At 44.8% G+C, this 26,394-nt stretch carries 28 protein-coding genes, 1 tRNA gene and 1 other annotated feature; of the genes, 9 read left to right on the forward strand and 20 right to left on the reverse strand.

The window, feature by feature from the left end; genetic code table 11:
- Nucleotides 1-280: 280 nt before the first annotated feature.
- Genes AAAT93_RS09615 through AAAT93_RS09625 form a run of 3 tightly spaced genes read right to left on the reverse strand, consistent with a single transcriptional unit; the run spans nucleotide 281 to nucleotide 3,671 of the window.
- Entirely contained in the window at nucleotides 281-1,051 is a 771-nt protein-coding gene (locus AAAT93_RS09615) for a CvpA family protein (RefSeq protein ID WP_021984596.1), read from the reverse strand.
- Nucleotides 1,052-1,073: 22 nt separating this feature from the next.
- The gene (locus AAAT93_RS09620) at nucleotides 1,074-2,393 is read right to left on the reverse strand and encodes a DUF5711 family protein (protein ID WP_227573354.1); all 1,320 of its coding nucleotides are present in this window, start codon (nucleotides 2,391-2,393) and stop codon (nucleotides 1,074-1,076) included.
- A gap of 54 nt (nucleotides 2,394-2,447) precedes the next feature.
- On the reverse strand, nucleotides 2,448-3,671 hold the full coding sequence (locus tag AAAT93_RS09625; RefSeq protein WP_227573355.1) for a LysM peptidoglycan-binding domain-containing protein: 1,224 nt from the start codon (nucleotides 3,669-3,671) through the stop codon (nucleotides 2,448-2,450).
- A gap of 208 nt (nucleotides 3,672-3,879) precedes the next feature.
- Here AAAT93_RS09625 and yyaC point away from each other — a divergent pair, with 208 nt between their 5' ends.
- Entirely contained in the window at nucleotides 3,880-4,461 is a 582-nt protein-coding gene (yyaC, locus tag AAAT93_RS09630) for a spore protease YyaC (protein ID WP_227573356.1), read from the forward strand.
- On the opposite strand, the gene AAAT93_RS09635 is transcribed toward yyaC, so the two are convergent.
- The 3 genes from AAAT93_RS09635 to AAAT93_RS09645 form a co-directional block, all read right to left on the reverse strand.
- A complete protein-coding gene (locus AAAT93_RS09635; protein ID WP_227573357.1) occupies nucleotides 4,443-5,570 on the reverse strand; it encodes a hypothetical protein in 1,128 nt (375 codons plus the stop codon). The two genes, yyaC and AAAT93_RS09635, sit on opposite strands and share 19 nt — an antisense overlap.
- 71 nt (nucleotides 5,571-5,641) lie before the next feature.
- Nucleotides 5,642-6,736 (reverse strand): HD-GYP domain-containing protein, encoded by a 1,095-nt coding sequence (locus AAAT93_RS09640; protein ID WP_118374378.1) that lies wholly within the window; start codon nucleotides 6,734-6,736, stop codon nucleotides 5,642-5,644.
- 151 nt (nucleotides 6,737-6,887) lie between these two features.
- The gene (locus AAAT93_RS09645) at nucleotides 6,888-8,558 is read right to left on the reverse strand and encodes a 2-isopropylmalate synthase (RefSeq protein ID WP_227573358.1); all 1,671 of its coding nucleotides are present in this window, start codon (nucleotides 8,556-8,558) and stop codon (nucleotides 6,888-6,890) included.
- Nucleotides 8,559-8,606: 48 nt separating this feature from the next.
- Nucleotides 8,607-8,885: a binding site (T-box leader), on the reverse strand.
- Nucleotides 8,886-9,091: 206 nt separating this feature from the next.
- Between AAAT93_RS09645 and ung the strand changes: the two genes are divergently transcribed.
- Both ung and AAAT93_RS09655 read left to right on the forward strand, forming a co-directional pair.
- Complete coding sequence (gene ung, locus AAAT93_RS09650) at nucleotides 9,092-9,766, forward strand: uracil-DNA glycosylase (protein ID WP_195541505.1); 675 nt, start codon at nucleotides 9,092-9,094, stop codon at nucleotides 9,764-9,766.
- A gap of 74 nt (nucleotides 9,767-9,840) precedes the next feature.
- Entirely contained in the window at nucleotides 9,841-10,461 is a 621-nt protein-coding gene (locus AAAT93_RS09655) for a histidine phosphatase family protein (protein WP_118374380.1), read from the forward strand.
- Nucleotides 10,462-10,554: 93 nt separating this feature from the next.
- On the opposite strand, the gene AAAT93_RS09660 is transcribed toward AAAT93_RS09655, so the two are convergent.
- From AAAT93_RS09660 to AAAT93_RS09670, 3 genes are read right to left on the reverse strand one after another with little or no spacing between them, the layout of a single operon-like run.
- Complete coding sequence (locus AAAT93_RS09660; RefSeq protein WP_021984605.1) at nucleotides 10,555-11,196, reverse strand: manganese catalase family protein; 642 nt, start codon at nucleotides 11,194-11,196, stop codon at nucleotides 10,555-10,557.
- Complete coding sequence (locus tag AAAT93_RS09665; RefSeq protein ID WP_117781293.1) at nucleotides 11,197-11,463, reverse strand: spore coat protein CotJB; 267 nt, start codon at nucleotides 11,461-11,463, stop codon at nucleotides 11,197-11,199.
- A gap of 6 nt (nucleotides 11,464-11,469) precedes the next feature.
- Nucleotides 11,470-11,937 (reverse strand): spore coat associated protein CotJA, encoded by a 468-nt coding sequence (locus tag AAAT93_RS09670; RefSeq protein ID WP_227573359.1) that lies wholly within the window; start codon nucleotides 11,935-11,937, stop codon nucleotides 11,470-11,472.
- 146 nt (nucleotides 11,938-12,083) lie between these two features.
- Here AAAT93_RS09670 and AAAT93_RS09675 point away from each other — a divergent pair, with 146 nt between their 5' ends.
- Both AAAT93_RS09675 and AAAT93_RS09680 read left to right on the forward strand, forming a co-directional pair.
- Entirely contained in the window at nucleotides 12,084-13,109 is a 1,026-nt protein-coding gene (locus AAAT93_RS09675) for a lysylphosphatidylglycerol synthase transmembrane domain-containing protein (RefSeq protein ID WP_118735063.1), read from the forward strand.
- 206 nt (nucleotides 13,110-13,315) lie between these two features.
- Complete coding sequence (locus tag AAAT93_RS09680; protein WP_021984609.1) at nucleotides 13,316-13,441, forward strand: hypothetical protein; 126 nt, start codon at nucleotides 13,316-13,318, stop codon at nucleotides 13,439-13,441.
- Between the two features lie 21 nt (nucleotides 13,442-13,462).
- Here the strand turns inward: AAAT93_RS09680 and sdaAA are convergent, their stop codons facing one another.
- The 8 genes from sdaAA to AAAT93_RS09720 all read right to left on the reverse strand — a co-directional run bounded on the left by sdaAA (nucleotide 13,463) and on the right by AAAT93_RS09720 (nucleotide 18,888).
- Nucleotides 13,463-14,329: an L-serine ammonia-lyase, iron-sulfur-dependent, subunit alpha gene (sdaAA, locus tag AAAT93_RS09685; RefSeq protein ID WP_021984610.1), complete on the reverse strand. Its 867-nt coding sequence runs from the start codon at nucleotides 14,327-14,329 to the stop codon at nucleotides 13,463-13,465.
- Complete coding sequence (sdaAB, locus tag AAAT93_RS09690; protein WP_021984611.1) at nucleotides 14,326-15,018, reverse strand: L-serine ammonia-lyase, iron-sulfur-dependent subunit beta; 693 nt, start codon at nucleotides 15,016-15,018, stop codon at nucleotides 14,326-14,328. Before sdaAB ends, sdaAA begins: the two co-directional genes overlap by 4 nt.
- Before the next feature lie 176 nt (nucleotides 15,019-15,194).
- Entirely contained in the window at nucleotides 15,195-15,350 is a 156-nt protein-coding gene (locus AAAT93_RS09695; protein ID WP_227573360.1) for a hypothetical protein, read from the reverse strand.
- A complete protein-coding gene (locus tag AAAT93_RS09700; RefSeq protein ID WP_021984613.1) occupies nucleotides 15,310-15,606 on the reverse strand; it encodes a cotH protein in 297 nt (98 codons plus the stop codon). The genes AAAT93_RS09695 and AAAT93_RS09700 overlap by 41 nt, the downstream gene beginning before the upstream one ends.
- On the reverse strand, nucleotides 15,607-16,338 hold the full coding sequence (locus tag AAAT93_RS09705) for a response regulator (protein ID WP_021984614.1): 732 nt from the start codon (nucleotides 16,336-16,338) through the stop codon (nucleotides 15,607-15,609). It lies immediately after the preceding gene.
- A gap of 40 nt (nucleotides 16,339-16,378) precedes the next feature.
- Nucleotides 16,379-16,452: transfer RNA gene (locus tag AAAT93_RS09710), tRNA-Pro, on the reverse strand.
- An 88-nt stretch (nucleotides 16,453-16,540) separates the two neighbouring features.
- Complete coding sequence (locus AAAT93_RS09715; RefSeq protein WP_227573361.1) at nucleotides 16,541-17,248, reverse strand: tRNA lysidine(34) synthetase; 708 nt, start codon at nucleotides 17,246-17,248, stop codon at nucleotides 16,541-16,543.
- Between the two features lie 14 nt (nucleotides 17,249-17,262).
- The gene (locus AAAT93_RS09720) at nucleotides 17,263-18,888 is read right to left on the reverse strand and encodes a metallophosphoesterase family protein (RefSeq protein WP_021984616.1); all 1,626 of its coding nucleotides are present in this window, start codon (nucleotides 18,886-18,888) and stop codon (nucleotides 17,263-17,265) included.
- Nucleotides 18,889-19,165: 277 nt separating this feature from the next.
- On the opposite strand from AAAT93_RS09720, the gene AAAT93_RS09725 reads away from it, so the two are divergent.
- From AAAT93_RS09725 to AAAT93_RS09740, 4 genes are all read left to right on the forward strand, one after another.
- Entirely contained in the window at nucleotides 19,166-20,338 is a 1,173-nt protein-coding gene (locus tag AAAT93_RS09725; protein ID WP_227573362.1) for a glycosyltransferase, read from the forward strand.
- A 36-nt stretch (nucleotides 20,339-20,374) separates the two neighbouring features.
- Complete coding sequence (locus tag AAAT93_RS09730) at nucleotides 20,375-21,334, forward strand: glycosyltransferase family 2 protein (protein WP_118546110.1); 960 nt, start codon at nucleotides 20,375-20,377, stop codon at nucleotides 21,332-21,334.
- A gap of 96 nt (nucleotides 21,335-21,430) precedes the next feature.
- Nucleotides 21,431-23,041, forward strand: a complete 1,611-nt coding sequence (locus AAAT93_RS09735) for a CTP synthase (RefSeq protein ID WP_021984619.1) — start codon at nucleotides 21,431-21,433, stop codon at nucleotides 23,039-23,041.
- Between the two features lie 133 nt (nucleotides 23,042-23,174).
- Entirely contained in the window at nucleotides 23,175-23,747 is a 573-nt protein-coding gene (locus tag AAAT93_RS09740) for a phosphatase PAP2 family protein (protein WP_227573363.1), read from the forward strand.
- A 55-nt stretch (nucleotides 23,748-23,802) separates the two neighbouring features.
- Here AAAT93_RS09740 and AAAT93_RS09745 read toward each other — a convergent pair whose 3' ends face one another.
- The 3 genes from AAAT93_RS09745 to AAAT93_RS09755 form a co-directional block, all read right to left on the reverse strand.
- The gene (locus tag AAAT93_RS09745; RefSeq protein WP_021984621.1) at nucleotides 23,803-24,831 is read right to left on the reverse strand and encodes a glycosyltransferase family 2 protein; all 1,029 of its coding nucleotides are present in this window, start codon (nucleotides 24,829-24,831) and stop codon (nucleotides 23,803-23,805) included.
- Nucleotides 24,832-24,834: 3 nt separating this feature from the next.
- Nucleotides 24,835-25,860, reverse strand: coding sequence for a branched-chain amino acid aminotransferase (locus AAAT93_RS09750; RefSeq protein WP_117781301.1), 1,026 nt, complete (start codon nucleotides 25,858-25,860; stop codon nucleotides 24,835-24,837).
- Nucleotides 25,861-25,987: 127 nt separating this feature from the next.
- The gene (locus AAAT93_RS09755; RefSeq protein WP_118374440.1) at nucleotides 25,988-26,368 is read right to left on the reverse strand and encodes a RidA family protein; all 381 of its coding nucleotides are present in this window, start codon (nucleotides 26,366-26,368) and stop codon (nucleotides 25,988-25,990) included.
- Between the last annotated feature and the right edge of the window lie 26 nt (nucleotides 26,369-26,394).

A 26,394-nucleotide genomic window follows, 5' to 3' on the forward strand; every position in this document is an offset into this window, starting at 1 on the left:
TAAAGAAATTTTCAGGGTTAACATGTTATTAATTTGTCAAAGGTTCGTTGTTTTGTCGTTCTTAGCGACAACTTCTAAAGGATACCACTTTGTCTCGTCTTTGTCAAGAACTTTTTTCATTTCTTTTTGACGATTCAATTTTTATTGATTCCTTTTTTGTGCTGTCGTATCAGCGACAGCTTGCTTATAATATCACTCTGAAATCTGAAAGTCAACCCTATTTTTCATTTTTTTACAATTTTTTCTGTGGTTCTTTTTCAGCTCCATTTTTCATCTGTGTTTAGAATATTTTCGCAATCATACGATCCGCAAGTGGCTGCAACAAATTGTGCGAATCTATAAAGGATAACACCACATTATCTTGTATCTGCTGCATCAATACATTGCCTGCGGAGGTTCCCACGACATAATGCAGGATGATAAATACCATCCATATATACACTAACACCTGTGCCCCACCAAACACAGCTCCCATCACCCGGTTCAAGCCGCCAAGAGATGCCATGCGAAGCGCAAGGGACAATAACATATATAATAGGAATAACAACAGACTGATGACGAGGAACGTCAGCACATAGATGCCTGCCCGCACAATCATTTTTGCCAAGCATCCCGCTACATATTGATAAAAGGAGCGCGCTGCATAATCTGCTACATTCGCAGATGCATTTTGCAGGATCGTTTCTCTTGCATCTTCCGGCATGGAGATCTGATATAGCATATCTGCCTGTTGATTTTCACTTAGTTGTGTGTCAAGTGCTGCATTAACCATGTCATCTGTAACTGTGATGCCATATTGCCCCACGGATGCCTCTAACTGATTTTTCACCTGCTGTCTTGCTGTTTCCTCCATCTGTGATGCAATGGATGCCTGCAGCTTGTCATCCAGTGTCGTGTATGAAATTACCCAATTTGCAATCAACGGTGCCAGAACGTATGACAGCACAACAGAGAGGATCGTGATCAGCAATTTAAAGACTGACCGCAGAAATCCTCTCCGAAATCCTATAAACATACCTGTCAGGATTGCAAGTATTACAATATATACCATATTTAAATTCTACCCTATGTTCTTATTGTGCGTCACCCGATGTATCTGCATTTGCTGGCGTTGCAACCGGAGTATCTGATTTTGTCTTTGTGTTGCTGTTCCCTCTCTGTGAGCCTTCTGATAATGCATTCTTCAATTTGATTACCTGCGTTTCATTTTCATATACAACCACATATTCGAGACGTTTTCCACTTGGCACCACACTTCGAATCCGACTCTTTAATTCGCCTTCAAATTTAACAGAGCCATTCTTCCGGAAAATAGCGCAGTCGTTTCCACCTGTTACAATAATCTCATCTTTTCCTGCGAAAATATTATCATAGTCAAAGGATAACGATTTTGAAAACATCTCTTTTCCCCGCAGATTATAGGCATGCAGGGTGTAAAGCGCATCCGTATTTTCATTTGTATTTTTCTGGATCACGCCAATATAATCGTCTCCGTAAAAAATACTCCGAATCTCATCATTGAAGACAATATGCTTTTTTAAAACCGGTTTTTCCTTCATCGTATAGATTTCGATTGCCTTTGTACCAAATGCAACAACGGTATCGTTATCTACAAACTGCACCTTGGAAAATACCTGATCCGAGAAGGAATAACTTCCAACCAGACGGTCTGCATTACTATTCTGTCCAACCTCACCAAAATTATAGGCTGCCAGTGTATTTTCCATGACCATGTTTCCTACATTCATGTAGCTTGTAAACAGCTTCTCTCCATTGTCTGAAATCGAAATATCTAACGGATATCCACTCTTATCAATACTCGTCTGGATCTCATATACAATTTCACCTTTGCGGGTATACAGATTTACATAGTTGGTCTTTTCGCTTTCCAATACAACCGCAAATGCGCCCTGATCGCCGACATCAATATCGCAGACCGGATACTGCATCGTCTGGCTGCTTACCTCGCCGGATGTGCTGAATACGCAGACTGTATTGCCGTTCATATCTGCAACCACCGCATAATCCCCACTTGCCACCGCAACCGGGACCTTCATATTGATACCTGTCGTCCAGACAGTTTCTCCCTTAGCATTGATATAGGAAACTCCATCTGGCGTATATTTGAGCAGATTGTCACTGAATCGGATATAGCTTGCTGTATTCGAATAATCAGTCTGGTTACTCTCAACAACCTTATACCCCTTATATTCCCAGCGTGTGCCTATCACATACGCAACCGCTGCAAACACAAGCACAATCAAGATTCCAATCTTCCACGCACGATGTTTTTTATGTTCGCTCTCTAACTGCTCTGCATTTCTTTTTCCCGCAATTTCCGAACCACCGGCATCAATTATTTTTTCATTTGTAGCTTCTTCTTTTTTTCTCATTGCATTTCCTCTATACTAATATATAACTCCACAATCCAATAAAGTATAGCACATTTACTGGAGGTTTGGTAGGAGTATTTTCTGTCCAACAAAGATGTTGTCATCGATTCCAATGTCATTTGCCTCAGCGATTTTCGCCGCCAGATCGGCGTCCCCATACCGTGTAAATGCAATGGAGCTTAGTGAATCCCCCTCCTGAATAATATAATACTGATCCTGCTCTGCCGCTACCGGCAATGTCGTTTCCGTTGTCACAGATTCCGTCTCAGCAGGTTCTGCAGAAGTCTCCGTGGTAACTGTGTTATCCGATTGTGCTGGATCAACCGCAGTTCCTTCCGTTGTGTCTGTGCTCGCAGCTGCATCATTTCCAGTTGCCACTGGCAGCTCTGTCGTCGCCATCGCTTCTACATAATCCGTATCCACTGTCGTATCCGCCGTGACCTCCAGCCGGTTGATTGATACTTCCATCTGCTTCATCTTGTCGTAATTGCTCACAATTGTGATTCCCATCGCCAGGAGTGCGAGTACGACAAAAGAACTTGCAATATACACAAATCCGACTCCGGTATCTTTGTTTTCCGGCAGATCTTTGTTTTTGCGGCGGAATTGTCGCACGATTTCTTCATCTTTTCTCTGAATCTCGGACTGCTCCAAGGGGGCATCCCCCTTTTGTTTCATGATATAGTTTTGCATTGCCTCATTTTTCTCATAGTAAATGTAATAGCCCTTCTGTTTTACAAGCTGTCCATGTTCATACATATAAAATGCATCTTCTGATTCAAGTGAATCGGTGATAAATAACACCTTGTCCTTTCCTGGGAAATTCTCCACATGCATCTTCTCGATTTTATCATTGATCACCGTTGAGAATCCCATACGCGACAGAAACCATCCCATCACGGATAGTCCCGGGAAAAACTGTTTGACCTGATCATAGATTTCGGTCCAGATCTCCTGTGTAAATTCACTCTCATCCATATCAAATTCGATATTCTGTGCATCGACCGCACCACTGATAAAAATCACATCTCCTGCATCTGATTTCTTGCTTTCACCAAGTAAAATAGCACCTCTCGCCTGCGTGCTGCCTGGTCTTGCAATATAGTTCAGATATGTAACAACATAATCTTCCATATAGATGCGCTTATGTCCATCCGGCGATCCGATCTGTCTTATGTTTTTCGGCAGGCGCAGGTTCACGCTTACCTCGTGCTCATTTTTTTCGTTTGATTCCTGCTTGTCTTTTTCCTTGTCCTTATCATAGATAACTTCAATCATGCTATGCTACGCCTCCATAATTTGTTTTATAGAATATAGCATCAACATGCTTCTCTGTGCTTCGAAACCTGTCGCTTGTACCTGGCTTTCCACCGCAACTTATTTCAACAACATGTATTCTGCGACAGAAAAGGAAACAGATTGCAGCTTTGTTTATTTTTCTAACAACTTGTTAATACTTTCTGCATAGAGTATAGAAGGAGCAAACGTGGCTGAGGTGTTTATGAAGGAAATCGCAGAACGCAGAAATGGGATTCAATATTTCGATGTTGCGCAGGGTTATGCCCATATCGAGCTTGGAAAATGTATTCTGGAATATTTACAGGATGTTGAAATCGAACAATACATCCCGATTATTTTATGTATTGGAACCGACCGCGCCACAGGCGATTGTCTCGGTCCGCTTGTCGGCGAACAGCTCTTAAATTACAGTGAAACGTTTCATGTAATGGGCTGTCTGTCTGCGCCCGTCCATGCCCTGAATATCCATGACGCCTTGCACGATATCCGAAACAATTATGAAAATCCATTTGTTATCGCAGTCGATGCTTCGCTTGGAAGCAGCTCCCACGTCGGACTTGTCACGATCAACGACGGTCCTATCCTGCCCGGAAAAGGTGTAAAAAAGAAATTGCCGGCAATCGGAGATCTCTCCATTACCGGCATTGTAAACGTGTCTGGTGGACATCCGGGTCTTTTGCAATCCACCCGTCTGTACACAGTCATGCAGCTCGCAGACTGCATTGCGAACGCACTCAAATATTCGATTCGTTATCTGGACGCCTTCTGACCTTTGTAAACTGCGATCGCTTCCGAAACCGTATCCGCCTGTCCCTCCTGCATGATCGCAATCAAATCTTCCAGCTTATCCTGTCTGCACAAATCTTCACCAAGAATGGCAGCGTATTTATTCGCGATCAAAAGTGTCTGATCCGAAAAGCGTTTTTCCTCCGCAGCAATTTCATTTTCCATGTTTGCTTTTTCTTCCTTCATTGCCTCCAATGCCGGAAGTCTGCGGTTATTGATTTCCTCTGTGATCATGGATGTCGTCTCTTCCTCGAACGACCGGAGTGCTTCCTGCTTCTCCTTACCAATCGCATCTGCCTCTGCATCCAGATTATCCATCTTCTCATCATAGGCATCCAGATTATACTGGCTGTCATCATGATCTTTGTTGATGGAATGACGGATAGCATTTGCCTGCTTCTTGTTCGCGATCATCTTGTCACGGATACTCCGTGCCTGTGTCATCGCATCCATATGCTTCAGCTTCGTCTTACTGTAAATTGCAAAATAGATCAGTAATAATACGATCAGCGTTCCTGCCGCTATCAGCGCACACCAGAACGCAACATTGATATCTTTCTTTGTATCGAGTACAAGTTTTTTCACCAGAAATGTCACAAGTCCCGGAATGCCACCGAACCCGATTATAAATGACAGAAGCTTCAAGCCAAACTCGCGCACATTCCGTGCATAAAACAACGCAAAGTATAATTTCTTTCCACAGAAAGATGGAAGCTTATATTTACGCAGCAACGTCTGCATCTCAACCTTAAGATCCTTATCGCTTTCCCGCAGGCTTTTCGTCTCCTCGTGATAGCGTTTGTCCATGCGCTCCTCTTTTTTCTTGTCTCGCTTGTTCGCCACCTTCTTTTTCCGTGCACGGTTATCATCAAGCCGGTCATCGTAGGTCGACTGAATGTCCTGTCGGCGCTTCTTGATCGTCGTCGCAATCTCATCCGCAATTGACTTTTCTTCTGAAGCAATGCTTCTTGACAGCTTCTTCTGCTGCTGTTTCATGCGGTCAATATTTGCCGCATATTCATCCCGTTTTATAACCTCGTCACGCGCCGCAACGATATAATCCTGTTTTTCATTAAATATATTTTCTGCCATCTTGCATACCCCCTCGTTCGGATTCGGATGTATTTTTGTCTATAAATGGAACAAGCGATAATTGCTTCCAATCATCGCTTATTCATGTACTCTTCCAATCGCTCCCGGTCAACCTTGATACGATTATCCATAGTCTTCATTATATCAACGATCTGGTAACGCCGATATACACCATTATTACTCAAATCATAAATTTTATTCGTCGAGAAGCCTAAGACAACCGGACGCAGAATGTTCTGCGGATTCTCCGATATGACAAGTCCCTTCTCACGGTTCGTAAGTTCGATACAGACACCCGGTGTCAGGATGTTGATACTCTTGATAAGTGCACCTACAATCTCCTCATCGAACTCGTCTTTATTCAATAACAGATATTTGATCGCTGCGATCTCCGATATCGCTTCCTCACTGATCTTCATGCAGGTCATCGTATCAAACAGATTCGCAACTTTCAAAATCTTTGTACTTTTTAAAATCTTGCCCTGTTCCAGATTACTGTTTCCATATTCCATGCGATGAATCTGGGCTACGATTCTGCGAACGCCGCTGTCAATTCCGATCTCCGGTCTGAGCAGTCCCAGTCCATCGTTCTGAATCTTCTTGACAATGATCAGATCATTCGTATCGTAATCATCGTATTTTTCCCGCACCTTGTTCGGCAATAACAGCTTTCCGATATCATGCAGCAGTGCTGCCAATACCAGTTCTTCCTGTTCTGTCGGTGTGTAATACACCTGTGCTGAAATCAGCGCACATAAAATAGCTGTGTTAATTACATGCTTATACACATAATCCGTCGTGGAACGAAGATTCTGTGTGAATGTAATCTTATGATCCAGACGCCCATAGTTCGTGATGATCGCATTTGCCAGACGCTTCAGATTCACTGGTTCTCTGCCGGCAATGATATTATCCAGTTCTTCCCGGATACTGAACACTGCCATCGTCTGAAATCGTTCAAAGTCCAGATCTTCCTCCGTCATCGGCGGTACTGGCTCCGCTGGCTCCAGAATATAAAGTCCAAGCAGTCCGAAGTTCTTTACACTCTCGATACCCTGAAGTGTCAGTCTTGTATTACGCTCATACAGCAAAACGCCAGTCTTATTGTAGATTGGTTTTGCCAGACGCATACCATATTTCAAGTCTTCCGACTTCACAAATATCATGGTGTTACTCCTCCTGCTCGTTTTCTACGCATTTATCCGCGCATGTTGTCAACTGTGTTATCGACACAATACAACACAACATTTAGATTATTTTAGCACAAACTGTCAGATAAAACAAGAAGAAACAATACGGTATATTTTATTCAAACTTCTATTTATTCATGTGGTTTGAACGGTTCAACGCACTGATCAAAGCATATGCAGATGCATCAATAATATCAGACTTGATGCCTGCGCCCCAGACGATTCCATTCACACCTTCGACTTCCAATCCGACATATGCACATGCCTGTGAATCTGAACCTACCTGCAGAGCATGCTCTTCGTATGTAACAAGTGCAAACTTGATATCGAAATGTTTCATGATCGCATTGCTGATCGCATCGAGACGTCCATTTCCCTGTCCATGATATACTTTCTTCTCGCCATTTACGAGGATTGTAAGCTCTGCCTGAATACCGTCAATCTGCTTGAAATGGCACTCTACAAGCTTGACTGTATCTTCACGGTTTACATATTCATTCTGGAAGATATCCAATACTTCCTTCGGAGAAAGCTCCTTATGCTGATGGTCAGATACACCCTTAACTGTATATCCAAGATCCTCACGCATCTTTGAAGGCAGGTTGAATCCATACTTCTGCTCCAGTAAGAATCCGATACCGCCCTTTCCGGACTGACTGTTGATACGAATAACATCGCCATCGTATTTTCTTCCGACATCCTCTGGATTTAATGGCAGATATGGAACCGTCCACATACCATCCGGATCATTCTCACGATACTTCATACCCTTGGCAATTGCATCCTGATGGGAACCGGAGAATGCTGCGAATACCAGTTGTCCCGTGTATGGAGAACGCTCATATACATGCATTCTCGTCAATCTCTCATAGGTTTCTGTCAGATGCGGAATATCCGACAGATCCAGTTTCGGATCTACGCCATGCGTGAACATATTCATGGCAAGTGTGATAATGTCGACATTACCGGTACGCTCACCATTTCCAAACAAAGTACCCTCGATACGGTCTGCACCAGCTAAGATACCAAGCTCTGCATCTGCGACACCGCAACCACGATCGTTGTGAGGGTGAAGGGAAAGTACAACATTCTCACGGTCATGCAGGTTCTTGCTCATGTACTCAATCTGACTTGCGTAAACATGTGGCAATGACATCTCAACCGTTGCAGGAAGGTTGATAATAACCTTACGCTCTGGTGTCGGCTTCCAGATGTCGATGACTGCATTGCATACTTCCAATGCATAGTCGACTTCAGTTCCGGTAAAGCTCTCTGGTGAGTACTCAAACTGATGGTTCACACCATACTGGTCTGCCATATCATTTAACAGCTTTGCGCCGTCTGTTGCGATCTTCAGAATCTCTTCCTTGGACTTCTTGAATACCTGTGTTCTCTGTGCGTAGGATGTCGAATTGTACAGATGCACAACGACATTCTTTGCACCCTGAATTGCCTCAAATGTCTTCTTGATAATATGCTCTCTTGCCTGTGTCAGAACCTGAATCGTCACATCATCCGGAATCAGATTCTCCTCGATCAATGTACGGCAGAACTTGTATTCTGTCTCAGAAGCTGCAGGGAAACCAACCTCGATTTCCTTGAAGCCTACACGTACCAATTCTTTGAAAAATTCAAGCTTCTCATCCAGACTCATCGGAATGATCAGCGCCTGATTACCATCACGCAGATCTACGCTGCACCATGCTGGTGCCTTATCGATATACTCTTTGTTTACCCAGTCTGTACTCTGTACCGGCGGCATATAATAGCCACGCTTGTAATGCTCAAAATTCTTCATCTTTCTACCTCCATACATAAAAAAATAAACCTGTGCCTCCAACAACTACTTAGAGACGCAAGTTTCATCATTCTAACCTCTTACGCGGTACCACTCTAATTCATACATATCGTATGCTCTCACAGATACAAAGATGCATGCATCCTATATCTTCCCGCTGTAACGGTCAGGCTCCGTCCAAATCTACTAATGTCAAACTTTCCTGTCTCACATCTGTTCAATCGGCTGCTCCAAGGCGAGTTCAAAATCTTCGGATTATCGTTTCACACCAGCCAACGACTCTCTGAAATCCTTTGGATTCCTACTATTCCTCTTCTCTGCATTTACAGACTTACATTATCACAGATTCTTTTTGCGGTCAACCACCTTTTTCCAAATAAGCGGAAAAGATTTATATCTGCAAAATATTTCCTATTTTATAGAGAAAATCCATGTGGTATTCTTCTGGCAGTTGTGATAATCTAGTGTTAATAGAAAACAACGAATTGATATCTGCCAGCTTCGCACCGGCAGCACTTACAAAGGAGAGTATTATGCCACCAATTCGAAATGACTGGGCTAAGGTTTTGGCACCAGAATATAATAAGCCATATTATCGGAAACTGTTTGATTTTGTCGGGAAAGAATACAGCACCCACACGATCTATCCACCCGGAGATGATATCTTCAATGCATTTCATCTGACACCATTAAAGGATGTCAAATGCGTCATCATCGGACAGGACCCTTATCACGGTCCCGGGCAGGCGCACGGACTTTCGTTCTCTGTAAAGCCGGGCGTGGAGATTCCGCCATCACTGGTCAATATCTACAAAGAATTGCACGATGATGTCGGTTGCTATATTCCAAACAACGGGTATCTTGTCAAATGGGCCGAGCAGGGGGTTTTGCTCTTAAATGCAGTTTTGACTGTACGTGCCCATCAGGCTGCCTCCCATCAGGGAATGGGCTGGGAAGAATTTACAGACGCGGCAATCCGCGCCGTCAACAAGCAAAATCAACCAATCGTATTTTTGTTGTGGGGAAGCTTTGCGCAGAAAAAAGCAGCTATGTTGGACAATCCAAATCATTTGATTTTGAAAGCGCCTCATCCATCACCACTCTCCGCCTACCGTGGATTCTTTGGCTGTAAGCATTTCAGTCAGGCGAATGAATTTTTGCAGAGGCATGGTGTTGCACCAATTGACTGGCAGATTGAGAATATATAACCACAGGCATTCGTAATTGCAATATATATGTAGATGCATTTACGGTGATCCTATGGACAGAACGGAGAATAAACATGGAATTATATATAGTACGCCACGGAGAAACCTTGTGGAACCGAGAAAAACGGTTGCAGGGACGCGAGGATATTGAATTAAGTGAAAACGGTCGTAAGGTTGCACGTCTGACTGGCGAAGCACTGATGGATACGCGAATCGATAAGATCTTCTCCAGTCCGCTTAAACGTGCCTACGAAACAGCCTGTCTGATCCGGAACGGACGCGACATTGACATTGAAACGGATGACCGGTTGCGCGAATTATCATTCGGACATTTTGAGGGACAGAACTTCTCAGAGCTGATCAAGGACGAAACGCTTACATTCCGCTACTTCTTCAAGCAGCCAGAATTGTATGTACCTGCCGACGATGCTGAGACACTTCCACATCTGATTGCACGTGCCGGAGATTTTATGCAGGATAAGATCGAACCACTCGCTAATTCCTGCGAACGTGTGATGATCGTCGCACACGGTGCGCTCAACAAAGGAATTATGTCTTATATTAAGAAGCACGAGATCAAGGATTTCTGGTCGGGTGGATTGCAGCAAAACTGTAATGTGATGATTGTCGATTATACCGACGGGGAATACCGAATCGTGGATGAGACGAAGTTATTTTATACACTGCAGGAGTGAAAGTTCAAAGCACACTGTACCCCGAAATCAAGGGACTGCCATCCCCATTACACGGCAGTCCCTTTTTATATTGGATTAAGCCCCAAGAAATCCTTATTTCTCACAATTACATTTCTTCTTATCCACGCATGGAGCCGAGCGGTCAAACGCCGGATTGAATGCATAGAAATTTTTCTCATCCAATTTATCCTGCACCAGGCGAAGTGCTTCACCAAACCGCTGGAAATGCACTACTTCACGTGCACGCAGGAATTTGATTGGCTCGTAAACATCCGGATAATCCTTACATAATCGGAGGATGTTGTCGTAGGTACTGCGTGCCTTCTGTTCAGCCGCCAGATCCTCGTACAGGTCGGTAATCGTATCCCCCTTGCTCTGGAATTCGCATGCGTTAAACGGAATGCCTCCCGCTGCCTGCGGCCAGATACCAATCGTATGATCGATATAATATTTGTCAAAGCCGGAAGCCTTGATTTCTTCCATAGAAAGATTCTTCGTCAACTGGTAGATGATGGATGCAACAATCTCCAGATGTCCGAGTTCTTCCGTTCCGATATCCGTCAGAGTTGCCTGACACTCTTTGTATGGCATAGCATATCGCTGGGACAGATAACGCATGGATGCGCCCATTTCCCCGTCAGGACCGCCATATTGTGATATGATTGCCTGTGCCAGCTTTGCATTTGTCTCCTTGATGTTCACGGGACATTGAAGTCTCTTTTCATAAATCCACATTTAACAACCACACGCTCCTTCCCAAGGCCACGGACCATCGATCCATGCATTCCAATCGTCGCACGTATCCACATCATAACGGTTGAGCGGACCATACTGCTTTACATAGTCAGATACTGCTTCGCACCGCATCATTTTGAAATGATTGTAGGCATCTATTGCTTCCCGGCAGTCCGGATGTGTATCTAAAAATAAGGTAATATCATCGATCATAAAGGAAACCTGATCGATAAACTGTCGAAGCTCTGCTTTACACATAGGTTTCATGATCCGTTACCCCCTCTTCCCGCAGAAAATCAGATTTAGAGAAGGAAAGGCTGTACCCTGACACAATGCCGTCGCAGGATCATACATTTCCTCCCATTTTTGCATTGGAACATAGCCCATGCCAACCGGCATGTGCCGCATATGTTCATTTGGATCTCCGCATCTACAGTTATTTCTGCGTGGAATGGATGCACACCCACAATCTGATTTCATCGGCATTTCCTTGCAGCCGCAATCCGGCATGGATGGTTTATTTCCGCAGCCGCAATCCGACATGGATGGTTTATTACCACAACCACAATCCGGCATGAATGGTTTATCTCCACAACCACAATCCGGCGTGGATGGTTTCCGGCACATCGTATCGCCCGGCATCACACAACGACCGGTACCTGAACACGGATAGCAGCTATTTGCGCCGCGCGGATTCATGCCACGGCCTCTGCCGCAGCCATAATTTCTATAAGAATCCAAACTGGTTACCTCTTACATTCTTTTTGTATACTTCATTGTATGTATTTGTGAGAAAAATGTGAAAACAGGAATATATCTTGCAAAGATTGGACAAACATACTAAAATAACGCTATTATCTTTTATTTCCATATAATGGGGGAACAAAATGGACGATACACATCAGTCAGATAAAAATCAGAAAATGGTATTAAAAAGCATCGCAAAATGGTTGGTTATCTTTGCGCTGATTGCTTTTGTATGCTATAAAAATCAGGATCTGATGCTGGAAGCATTGGAAGAAATCCAGATAACTCCTGTATGGAAACTGGTTGTGTGTCTGCTGCTCGGAAATCTGTATTTCATCGCGGAAGGCTGTATCATCAGTGAAATGACGAACACCTGCGACCATCGTTTATCTGTATGGCAGGGAATCACCTGTGCATACCTGTGTACATTTTTCCGGATTGCAACACTTGGAAGCGGAACCGGAGTCGCACAGCTTTATTATTATAATCTAAATGGCATCCGCGTGAGTACCGCAACCGGCATGTCCCTCGCACAATATACATTCCAGAAAATTACGATTGGTTTATTCGGCGTTGTGTCATTTCTCCTTCTGATTCTGAGCGGGCACAGTGGCATCCGCAAATACGCGTGGTATATGTTTGCCGGTGCAGTTGTGATTTCGTTAATCTGTCTGTTTTTGTTTATATTAACGGTTTCCAAGAAATTCTCCGATCTGATCATGGAGCTGGCTCGAAAGCTTGTGAAACAAAAGAGCCGCCTGTATCCGCTGTTGGATAAAGCGCAGGTTTCCATCGACTATCTGCAGGAACAAGGGCGCATCGTATGGAAAGATAAGCGATTGTTTCTGACTGTCGTTGGTTTGGATTTCTTCAAATTCGCATGCTGGTATGCAATTCCGGGAATTTTCTTTGCCGGAAGCTATTCTGTCACAGTAGCAACCTGTCTGGGACTGACCGCTGTCTGCAACATGGTTGGCTGCGTCATGCTGGCACCATCCGGTGTCGGTACGCTTGACTTTGTATTCGCGTTGTTCTTCGCCTGTGTCATTCCGGACGGCGATGCCGTAGCAGCCGCACTTGTAATCTACCGGTTATTCACCTGGATCGTACCTTTCGTGATCGGACTGGTTCCGGCACTGGCAGTACGAAAGAGGGATGAGAAGTAAACTAAATATGGTTGTTTTTTCACAAGTGGTGGCAAATTGTCACCACTTGATTTTTTATCTCTAATTTTCCGAAAAGGCTAAACACTGTTTCGCATATTTGATTATTATTTCCCTACTTTTTCAGAATTCTAAGGTTGATTTAAGGTTCGTCCCCTATACTTCGTATTGTAAACGAAAACAAAATCAATTTGAAAGGACGTGATTTTATGAAGAAAAAAAACATTTTACCACTTGTAACAGTAACGATGCTTACAACTGCCCTGCTTGGTGGATGTGCAAATAAGACAGATTCGACTACAAGCTTTTCGGATTATGCAGTCACACAACCTTAAACAATAAATATTTCTTCACAATTATAAACTCTTTCCTATTTGAATCGCGGTCGGGGTGGTTGCAAGTCCACCCTGGCCCGTTTCTTTTATATTCGGAGACATTTCATTTCCGATTCTACGCATTGCGTCGATCACTTCATCCACCGGAATCGCACTCTTAATCCCTGCCAAAGATAGCTGTGCCGCGCTTACTGCATTGACAGCTCCTGCAACATTCCGTTTCACACAAGGTACTTCCACCAGTCCACAGACCGGATCACACGCAAGTCCGAGCATGTTTTTCAGCGCCAGCGCGGCTGCATTTGCGATCATCGCATTCGTGCCACCCTGTAGGAAGCATAGCCCTGCTGCGGCCATCGCAGATGCAGAACCAATTTCTGCCTGACAACCGCCAGACGCGCCGGCAATCGAAGCATTTTCCGCAATGACGGCACCTACCCCTGCGGAAATGTACATCGCCGCCACCATCTGTTCTTCTGTGCATGCAAGTTTCTCCTGCGCCGTCAGGAACACCGCCGGGATCACGCCGCACGAACCGGCGGTCGGTGCCGCAACGATTCTTCGCATGCACGCATTTCCCTCCGCCATCTTGATTGCCTTCTCCATCACCAGACCTAAGAAGTCACCACAGAGATTCTTCCCTGCCTCGTTATATGCGCGAAGTTTCTCGCCATCGCCGCCAACCAGACCGGATGCTGACGTAAGCTTTGCATCGTAGGTTGCATCTGCATGACGCATCGCCTCATACATGCTCTGCATCTTCGCATAGGAAGCTTCCTGCGTCACGGCGCGTTCTTCCATATCCGCACGTTCGATTACCTGCGCAAACGTCATCTGTTCTTTCTCGCACAATTCCAATATATCCTGAATTGAATGATACGTTATCATCTTGCAGTTCCTCCCTTATCCATAGCTTCCGTATCGTGTCCGAGATACGTGACCTTCTTCACGCCCTCGACTTTCTTCAGCCAGTCAATGCCCTCCTTCGGAATCTCCTGATCGCATTCCACGACCATAACCGCCTCTCCGCCACGGCTGGAGCGGTACAACTGCATGTACGCAATGTTCACGCCTTTATGTGAAAGCATCGACGTTACCTCCGCCACGTGTCCCGGCTGATCCTGATTGTGTACGACAAGTGTTGGATAATCACCGGAGAAATTCGTCTCGATTCCATCAATCTCGGCAATATTAATCCGGGAGCCGCCCAGCGACTGTCCGATGATTTCCAGGCTTCTGCCCTCCTGTCCCTGCAGATAAAGCTGTGCCGTGTTCGGGTGTGCTTCCTTTAACTGTGCCTCTCCGAATTCAATCTGCATGCCCCGTTCTTCGGCAAGCGTAAGCGCCTGCGGAATCCGCGCATCGTCCGGCTGCATCCCAAGCAGCCCAGCCACAAGCGCCTTCCGCGTACCATGTCCTTTTCCGGTTGTCAGAAAGCTTCCATATAATAAAATCCGTGCGGAGACCGGCTGTTCGCCCAGCAGCTTCCGGCTGATATATCCTATTTTTACAGCACCTGCGGTATGGGAGCTCGATGGTCCGACCATCACAGGTCCTACAACATCAAATATATTCATTGCTTCACTCTCTTTCTTCTGTATTATGAGATTCCTGCCTTCAAATTATGTCAAACATACAATAGAAACTTAAAAAAATCAACCGGAAACGACTGGTCTTTTTAATCACAGTTTTTCCGGTTGATTCACTTAAATTGTTGCTTTAATTTACATTCCAGACTTTTCTATTATAAGTTTTAATCCGGCCGCTCACCACCGCCCGGTGTACCGCCGCCATGTCCCATGCTTCCCATATCCGTAAGGGAAATGGATGAAGCTTCGACGAGTGTGGAATCATCTTCCTGCTGCCCATCACTTGTAGATGGATTCCTGTCCGCGGATGCTCTCTGCACGGAGCAGACAGAACGATTTCAACGTATCCACGCCTGTCTCGAACTCCTCATAGGTACAGAATTTCGTCGGGTCCTGCTCGACATAAGATGCAATCAGATTCTCGAAATATCCGCTTTCAAAATACTCGGAGATAAACGTATCAAAATACGTGTGATACAGTTCCGTATAGCTCTCATCTACAAAGATCCACGCAAGCATCGGACGGGAATCTACTGTTCCACCAGAAACCGGCGTATCAATCGGATAGTTCACCATCTATGTTGCCGAATCACCGTCTCCGCTGCCCGCAGAGAATCCGCCAAATGCAAGATTATAATCCCACGGAATCATCGAAAGCTGTCCATCCTCCTCGTACAAATAATAATTATGGATCATCGAACCGGTATAGCTGTCGAAGTTGCAGACGAAATTGTGCACAACAAAGTATCGTATTACCTCGTCCATATTTACCACATCTTCAATGTCTGAATTCTCATTCAGAGACTTCAGCGAAGCGATCAGACGGTCTTTATCCTCGTCTGTAATATCTGTCTTGGCATTGCCGAAGATGTTGCTGTAACTGCTATATTCATCATCTGAATATATGAGCGACAGGTCTCCACATTTCACGATCTCCGGAGTAAATTCTCCCTTGCGCCGGAGCATTGCCCGGATGCGCGCAAGCAGCTCGCCCATCGCAAATGGCTTCGGAAGATAATCGTCGGCTCCCATATCCAGCCCCGCAATCCGGTCTTCGACCTCTGCCTTTGCCGTAAGCAGTAACACCGGTGTCCGGTCACCGCGGCTCCGCAGCTTCTGCAGCACTTCCAGGCCACTCATCTTCGGCATCATGATATCCAATATGATTCCATCGTATTCGCCGATTGTTGCGTAATCGAGTGCTTCTTCCCCATCAAACACGGCATCCACCGTATACTTGTGATAGGTGAGAATGTCGACCAACGCCTCGGACATATCCACTTCATCTTCTGCAAGTAATAATTTCATGCCGGATCCTCCTTTCCTACTAAAAAAGGGTACAAAAAAATCGGTGCGACGGGATTCGAACCCACGACCTCTGCGTCCCGAACGCAGCGCTCTACCAAGCTGAGCCACGCACCGATAAAATTGGAAATCAATCCAACATCTGACATGATAGCACAGATGCCCCGAAAAATCAATTCAAATTTCCATAGAAGCAGGCATAATTTTACCAGCCATCAATATGATCGCGCTGGATTGCCGCGAACATCCGGCTTTTCGCCTTCGGGAATTCTTCCTCCATATGTGCTAACATCTGCTTGGCTGCCTCCCGCTTCGTCGCACCATCCACAGGGCACAGATTCTTCACCACAGGAAGCTGATACCGCCGCATAAACCCACGCACCTCCGCCTCGGTCACATACACAAGCGGCCGGATCAGATCAAGCTCTGTACCATCCAGATGCGTCACTGGCGAAAATGTATGTACCCGTCCTTCTAATACCTGTGACATCAGAAATGTCTCCACGACATCGTCTTTATGATGCGCATATGCAATCTTATTACATCCCAGTCGAAGTGCGGCCTCATTAAATGCGCCCTTCCGCAACTTCGCACAGAGCGGACACATCCGCTTCTCCTGCCGCTCCATCAAGATCGGAAATATCTGCGTCAGAATGATCTCATATGGAACATTTAACGACTCGCACAGTTCTTTCACCTTAGAAAAATCCATATTTCCTACGCCAGTGTCAACCGTGATCGCTACGACATCATATTTCTTCGGATAAAATTTTCGCATTCCAGCCAGTACATACAAGAGTGTCAGACTGTCCTTTCCGCCAGAGATACCGATTGCAATCTTATCGCCATCCTCGATCATCTGGTAAGCGTCCACCGCCTGCCGCACCTTGCTGTATAATTTTTGTAATTCCATATCTGTTTATACTTTTATTCTTTCACCATCTTGTCAGCATTCACATCCAGCACAGACAAGATCACCTCTGATTTTTCCAACAGCTGCTGGTACTGCTTCTGTACCTCTTTCATCCTCCGGCTGTTCTCGTCGTAGTTTTTCTGATCTAAAAATCTTGAACTTTCTTCCAATTGCAGATCGTGAATCTTACTCTCCAACAAACGAATCTGACTTTGCAGCCGCGCATGTGTCTCCACAGGAATCTCTGTGCCAAACAACTTCTTCCGCAGCATCTTTGTCATATTATACACGCAAAAACCTATAATCGTAAATGCAATTTCAAATCCGATCAGACTTGTTACCAACCGGAACCACGCTTCCCATGCCTGCATAAAAAATACATCGATCATGCCTACCGTGACAAGCAGAGACAATACGATTGCAAGCGGCGTATCAATCCACAGGACAAACCCAAGCCGTCTCCGGCTGTATTTCTTGTCCACCTGCTGATCCTCAAACTCTAATTTTGACAGATCAAACTGCAATTTTCCAATATCCTCATGCAGCACATTCGTCGTCCCCGTCTGATCCGGACACGCCAGAAGCTTTTCCTCGAGTTCCGCCTGTTCCTGCTCATTTGCAGCAATTTCCTGCTGCAAGGATTGCAGTCCCGCCTTTAACTGTGACTGCTGCTCCGCCCACGCCTCTGCAACCTGTGTCGGTGTGTATGTGGATAATGCCTGTTTTCCCGTCAGCTCCTGCAAGCTTGCCAACATGCCGTCCGCATATTTCTTCTTTGCCATCTGTGCCTGCTCCGTCTGCTTCTGGTCAAACGTCTGCAGACATTTACCAAATGCATTCTCCCTGTTTAATTCCTGCAACAGCTCATAATCAAACTCCGGTTTTTCTTCCTTCTTCTCCTCAAATCTGCGCATCGCGATTGGAACAAATTTCACACTCGTCAACTGCTTGTCGATATATCCATAGATAAACCCATGTTCTCCAGTTTCGTCCTCATTGATCGGCTCCAAACTTCCCGGATAATATACATGCTGCTTCTCAAATGCCAGATACTGATGCTTATGTCCAAGCCCGATATACCCAAAATTTTTTCCTCCAAAATCTTCCACATCAAACGGACAAACCCTTGCACTTCCTCCATGTCCAAGAAAGATATTGACTGCCCGGAGATTTCTGGCATATACACTGTCGAAATCATTTCGTTCATTCTGCGCGCTATACTGGCAGATTCCGTAGACATCGACATTGTATTTTGCAAAATGCAGACTATCCGCGATACCTTCCGCATAGGAATTGCGCTCCGCACGCTCCCCATCCGGCACATGGTTATGAATATCCTCGCAATTGAGCAGATACGTCCGTGATACAAATTCATAGTTCCAAAGAACACTGTCCCTGGCAAGATAATCGCACTCTCCCGTGACATACAGGATATCGGTCTTCGGCAGACGTGCCAGCTGCGTATCAACAAACATGATATCTTCCTTCGTTGGCACATGATCAAACAGATCTCCGGTAATAAAGATCATATCCACCGGATGCAGTTCCATGTAGTCAATAAAATTTAAAAATCCGTCATACAGATACGGTGTTTCTCTTCTCGTCCCCAGATGAACATCTGCAATATGTGCAAATTTCATAGTATTTCTCCTTGTATAACATAACTATTGTAATTTCATTTCTTGATCCAATTTAAAAGTATAGCATATTTTTTTATATTGCTCGCAGTTATTTTATACATATTTCCACGACGCACACTGTGCACATTATTCCGATGTCTTGCATTGTATTGAATTGTATTGAATTGTATTGAATTACATTTTGTAGTATAATTTATATTGATTACGGAAATCTGTATCACGGATTTTCCCATACGACTACAATGAGATTATAAGAACACAAACAGGACATTAGTATATGGAAAAACATGCCTTATTGATTGCGAATTCCGCATCAATGATCGACCATTTTAATAAAGATAATATCCGCATCTTACAGGATATGGGCTACACGATCTCCGTTGCTGCGAATTTTCAGGAAGGGAATTCAAGCACGGTGGAACGCATCCATGCGTTCGCAAGCGAGCTTGCTGCACAGGATATCGAGATCATCGATCTGCCGATTCCACGGAAGATCACAGAACTTGGGAAAGCGTTTAAGTCCATCCGGATTCTGAAACGCTATATGCGGAACCACCCTTGCCAGATCGTGCATACACAAACACCATTTGGCGGTGTCGTCGGTCGGCTTGCCGCGAAGAAATTCCGTAAAGATGGCACAAAAGTAATCTACTTTGTCCACGGTTTTCACTTCTTCCGTGGTGCGGGTATCAAGAATTATCTGCTTTATTACAATGTTGAAAAATGGCTGTCCCATGTAACAGATTGTCTGATTACCTTAAATCAGGAGGATTATCAGGCGGCGAAACGACGGTTTCATCACCCAAATGTCCATTATGTACCAGGCGTTGGCGTGGATACGGATACGATTGCTTCCATCTGTGTTGACAAAGCGGATGTATGCAGACGATTCGGTCTGCCGTCCGACAAGAAGATTATACTGACGGTTGCGGAATTGATTCCACGTAAGAACGTAGAGACTTCGATTCGCGCATTTGCCAAGTCCAACCGTGATGATGCAATCCTTGCGATCTGTGGCAAAGGCGTTCTCGAACCATCGTTAAAGGAACTAGCGCAGAAACTGCAGGTTGGTGACCGTGTATTTTTCGCGGGCTATCATACGGATGTGCTGGATCTGTATCACTGCGCGGATTTGTTTTTATTTACAAGCTTTCAGGAGGGATTATCCGTCGCTGTCATGCAGGCGATGGCTGCCGGACTTCCAATCATCGCTTCGGATATCCGCGGAAACCGCGATCTGCTTGCCTCAGAGCCACATACAAGCAGCAAGCATTACCTGCTTCCAACGAAGGACGCAGACGCATATGCAGCAAAAATCAATAAAATTCTCGATGATCCGGCACTTGCACAGGCACTTGGTACGGAAAACCACGCGAACTGCAAAAAATATTTTGATATTGCACTTGTGCACAACCTTATGACTACGATTTATACAGAGTTGACCGATTAACGGTCTACGACATTGCATTTATAAAAGGAGACTATTATGTATACAGTTCAGGTTCTGCTATCTACTTACAATGGCGAAACTTACTTGAAACAACAATTAGACAGTATCTTGAATCAGAAAAATGTTGCCGTGAAGCTCTTCGTCCGCGACGACGGTTCTTCCGATGGCACCGTGGATATCCTGCGCGCCTATGCCGCGCTCCACGATAACATTTGTTACCTATGTGGCGAAAACTGCGGCGTGGTCGCTTCTTTCTTTCGTCTGTTCGAATTATCTGACCCGGATGTGGATTTCTATGCCCTCTCCGATCAGGACGATGTGTGGGACGAAGACAAGCTTTCCATCGCCTGCCAGAAGCTTGAACAGATGCGCAAATCAAAATCCCCAAAGAAAAAGAAGAATGATTCCCAGATCCGTACATTTGCCACACCACTTCTCTACTGTTGTGATGCCTGGAACACGGACGATGCACTGAACCTGCTTCCGGAGTCTATGCAGACCGCAGGCAAAGAGCTGGTTCCAGATTTCCGGAACGCATTGATTGAGAACATCGCACGCGGTGCCAGTATCGTATTTAACCAGGCACTTATGTCTTATATCCGGATCAGCATGCCTCAGGATATCTATATGCACGATTGGTGGCTCTATCTCGTTGCTTCATGCTTCGGCGAAGTCTGCTATGACAGCGCAGCGCACTACAAGTACCGTCAGCATGCGGGAAATGCGCTCGGTGCAGCAGCCCCTTCCGGCTGTTCCAAATTCTTCCGCCGCCTGAAGCAGAGCCGTACAAATGGCGGTCACATCTCCAGACAGGCAAAATCCTTTGAACGAATCTACCATGTGCCAGAGGAGAAACAACAGTTTTTGAACATTGTAACGAAGTATCAAGACGTGAAATCCTACCGCAAAATGGGAAAATCCGGCAAATATTTGTTCCGGCAGAATAAAAAGGATAACCGCGTCTTTCAGCTTATGTTTTATTCTAACCATTTGTAATTGACTTCGTTTTCCTTTTCGTTTATAATGATTTTTGAATTTTTCTAAAGCAAAAAGAATGATAATATAAAAATCAAACGGAAAGAGGAATGAGCTATGGCAGTAAAGTACATTTTTGTCACTGGCGGCGTTGTATCCGGTCTCGGTAAAGGAATTACCGCGGCATCACTTGGACGTCTGTTGAAAGCGCGCGGATACAAAGTGATCAGCCAGAAATTTGATCCATATGTCAATATGGATCCAGGAACCATGAATCCGATTCAGCATGGCGAAGTATTTGTAACAGATGACGGTGCAGAAACCGATCTGGATCTTGGACACTACGAGCGTTTTATCGATGAGAGTCTGAACAAGGGTTCTAACGTGACAACAGGAAAGGTTTACTGGAGCATCCTGAACAAGGAGCGCCGTGGCGATTTCGGCGGTCATACGGTTCAGATCATCCCTCATATTACAAATGAAATCAAAGATCGTTTCTATCGCAATCCAGATGCAAAAGACGATGAGATTGCGATCATCGAAGTTGGCGGTACTGTCGGCGATATCGAGAGCCAGCCGTACATGGAAGCCATTCGTCAGTTTCAGTTGGATGTCGGACATGAGAATTGCATCATGATCCACGTCACACTGATTCCTTACTTAAAATCATCCGGCGAACTGAAGACAAAGCCGACACAGGCAAGTGTAAAAACTTGTCAGTCACTTGGTATCCAGCCAGATATCTTGGTTTGCCGTTCCGACCTTCCGTTAGACAAAGCAATTAAAGATAAGATTGCCAGCTTCTGTAACGTTCCTAGCGAATGTGTCATCCAGAATCTGGACGTGGATGTATTATATGAAGTGGTACTTGCTATGGAGCACGAGAAGCTTGCCGATGCGGCCTGCAAATGCCTCCATATCCCATGTCCAAAGCCAGATCTTGACGACTGGATCACCATGGTGGACAACTGGAAGCATCCGCAAAAGAAGGTACGTGTCGCTTTAGTTGGAAAATATGTCAGCCTGCACGACGCTTACATCTCTGTTGTAGAATCCCTGAAGCATGCCGGTGTCGCACATCGTGCGGATGTTGAGATCAAGTGGGTAGATTCCGAACTTGTAACAAAGGAAAATGTTGCAGAGATCTTAGGAGATGTATCCGGTATCTTAGTTCCAGGTGGTTTCGGCGACCGTGGTATCGAGGGTATGATCGAGGCAATTACCTATGCACGGGAGAACAAGATTCCATACCTTGGCTTATGTCTTGGTATGCAGCTTACCATCGTGGAATTCGTAAGAAATGTTGTCGGCTATCCGGATGCGAACAGCTCCGAGTTCAACCCTAGTTCCAGCCATCAGGTCATCCATATCATGCCTGACCAGAATGGTGTCACAGACTTAGGCGGAACACTAAGACTTGGTTCTTATCCTTGTGTACTTGATAAGAGTTCAAAAGCATACCAGTTATATGGTACGGACCACATCAACGAACGTCACAGACATCGTTATGAGGTAAACAACGATTATAGAAAGGTTCTGACCGATCACGGCATGCTCCTGTCTGGTTTATCTCCAGATGGTCATATCGTAGAAATGATCGAGCTTCCAGATCACCCTTGGTTTATCGGAACACAGGCGCATCCAGAGTTTAAGAGTCGTCCTAACAAAGCTCATCCATTATTCTTAGGATTTGTTGGCGCTGCGATTGCACATTCTGAGGAAGCATGATATACTAACTCCTGTCGGCAAACAGATTTGTGACACAAAAGAAAAAGAAAGGTTTTCACACCCCCTTATGAAGGCAGGAAAATTCATCAGAAAATATAACCACATATGGACACTACTCTACATCGTTTTCTACATGCCATGGTTTATGTGGCTGGAAAAGACAGTAACTACGGATTTTCATCTTGTATCGATGCCAATCGACTACAAGATTCCGTTCTGTGAATATTTTATTATTCCGTATTTTATGTGGTTTTTGTTCGTCCCGGCGATTGTCGGCTATGAATTTTTCTATTCCAAGAAAGAATATTATCAATGCTGTGCGTATCTGTTCAGCGGCATGACGATTTTCCTGATCATCTGCACCATCTGGCACAATGGTCTGGATCTGCGGCAGGATATCTCCTACAACAATAACCTGTGTGCAAAACTCGTCAAGATGCTGTATAAGACAGACACAAGCACGAACGTATTCCCAAGTCTGCACGTATTTAACACACTTGGTTGTCTCGTTGCCCTGTACAGGAGCAAGGGCATGAAAGATAAAACATGGATCAAGGTAATCGCAACAATCATCGGCATCCTGATCATCTTATCTACCATGTTTTTGAAGCAGCATTCCGTATGGGATGTCATCGGTGCATTTGCGCTGGCAGCAATCCTCTATCCGATTGTCTATGTAATCCCTTGGGGCAGAAAGAAACAATGATAAATAAAAAATTCCGAAGTCTGATATAAACAAACTTCGGAATTTTTTTATTTGTCTAATTAAATCCAAACAACTTCTGGAACAGACGATATCCGGTTCTTGCAAACCATCTGCCCGTTGGTCCGTGCAGATTGAATGTGATTCCAAACAACGTTGTTCGAAGCTCCTTGTATAATTCTGCATCCGTATCCTTCAGATACTTCCACAGCTCTTTTTTCTTCTTATACAGCTCCTTGTCCTTCGATACAACACAGATACTCGATGCAACACACATCATCATATCTAAGTACTGGAACAGGAAACGGTACATCTGTGGAGGGAGTTCTTTTCGGTTCTCACTGAAAAACTGGATCAGCGTCCGATTGACAAGCATCTGCTGATCGATCCGCTTCATCATCGTCTTTTCATTGACCGACTGTCCTTCTCTGCCAATATAATAGTGATACAAGTCGACATTTAAGTACATCAGCTTCTTCACATGGATCATCGGTTCAAAGATATAGAGATTATCCACATAAAATGTATGCTTCGGAAGCTGCAGTCCGCAGTCCTTCAGCAGCTGTGTCCGGTAAATCACCGAATGCATCAATACATACTGAAACTTGTTGAACCGAATCCGGCTGTCTTCCCAGCTTATGATCCGTTTCTCCGGCAAAGCACCATGATAACGCATGACACGCTTCTTCCGGCGTTCCACCTTATCATAGATATAGTTGGAGAGCAGGACATCTAAATCCTTCTCATCTTCCACAAGCTTCTTCAAGACCTTCAACACCTGCTTATAGGCTTCTTTATCAAGCCAGTCATCACTGTCAACGACCTTGAAATAGACTCCGGTTGCATGAGCGATACCGGTATTCACCGCATCGCCATGCCCACCATTTTCTTTATGAATTGCCTTTACGATCGTCGGATATTTCTCCGCATAGGCATCTGCGATCTTCGCGGTGTCGTCTGTAGATCCATCATCCACAATCAGTATTTCTACCAGTTCGCCACCAAGCAATGCGTGATCCACGCACTTCTTCATATAGTCCTGCGAATTATAGCAGGGAATTGTGATGGTTAATATTTTTTTATTCATAAATTATTTGATTACCTTAATCCAGCCTTCTGGTGCCTCGATACGTCCCATCTGGATACCTGTCAGAGCGTCATACAGCTTCTTTGTATATGGTCCCATCTCTTCCATTCCACTTGGGAAGCAGATTTCCTTGCCGTGGTCGTTAATCTTTCCAACTGGAGAGATAACTGCAGCTGTACCACACAGACCACACTCTGCGAAATCCTTAACCTCATCGAAGTAAACCTCTCTGTGCTCCACCTTCATGCCAAGGTACTTCTCCGCAACTACCATCAATGAACGACGTGTGATAGAAGGAAGGATACTGTCTGACTTTGGTGTTACCAATGTGCCATCCTTTGTAACGAAGATGAAGTTTGCTCCACCTGTCTCCTCTACCTTTGTACGTGTTGCAGCATCCAGATACATATTCTCAGCGAAGCCCTGATTATGTGCATCTACGATTGGATATAAGCTCATAGCGTAGTTCAATCCAGCCTTGATATGACCTGTTCCATGAGGTGCTGCACGGTCATAATCACTGACACGGATTACGATTGGCTTTGCACCGCCCTTGAAGTAAGGACCAACTGGTGTACAGAATACACGGAACTGATACTCATCCGCTGGCTTTACACCGATAACCGGGTTGCTGCCGAACATATATGGACGGATGTACAGGGTTGCACCGGAACCATATGGTGGTACCCAGTCAATATTCGCCTCTACTGTCTTTACGACTGCATCAACCCACTTATCCTCCGGATATACAGGCATCTCCAGACGCTTGCAGGAATCTGCCATACGGGATGCATTTAAGTCAGGACGGAAAATCACGATCTGTCCCTTCTCTGTTGTATATGCTTTCAAACCTTCAAAACAGGTCTGTGCATACTGAAGAACTCCGGCACACTCACTCAGATTAACTGTTGCATCCTCGGTCAGTACACCATCATCCCATGCACCGTTCTTATAGTTTGATACGAAACGCTTGTCTGTCTGCACATAGCCAAAGCCGAGTGAAGACCAATCAATATTTTTGCTCATGATTTATTACTTCCTTTCCCTCATGCGTATTATCTGCCCTTTATTTTACCACTCATATGTAATTATGCAAGCAGAAAATAACATAATCGAGCGTTTTCACTTGTTTTTACTGTTCAATATACTTATTATATTATTTTTTGATTGCGATTGCTTCGATTTCAATCTTCACATCCTTTGGAAGTCTTGCAACCTCTACGCACGAACGTGCCGGACAGTCCTTCTCAAAAAATGTCGCATATACTTCATTTACTGCTGCAAAATCATTCATATCCTTGATGAATACCGTTGTCTTTATCACATGGTCTGCATCGCTGCCTGCCTCATTCAACAGCGCGATCAGGTTTCCGATTGCCTGTTTTGCCTGTGCCTTAACATCGCCTGTCTCAAGCTCGCCCGTTTCTGGAATGATTGGAATCATACCTGATGTATAAATCATATCTCCAACTGCAATTGCCTGTGAATATGGTCCGATTGCGGCTGGTGCCTTTGGTGTCTGAATCACTGTCTTCATAATATAAGTACCTCCTATAAATGTTA

This window comes from Coprococcus hominis (ex Arizal et al. 2022) (genome assembly GCF_040094675.1).
Taxonomy (GTDB): domain Bacteria; phylum Bacillota; class Clostridia; order Lachnospirales; family Lachnospiraceae; genus Coprococcus_C; species Coprococcus_C hominis.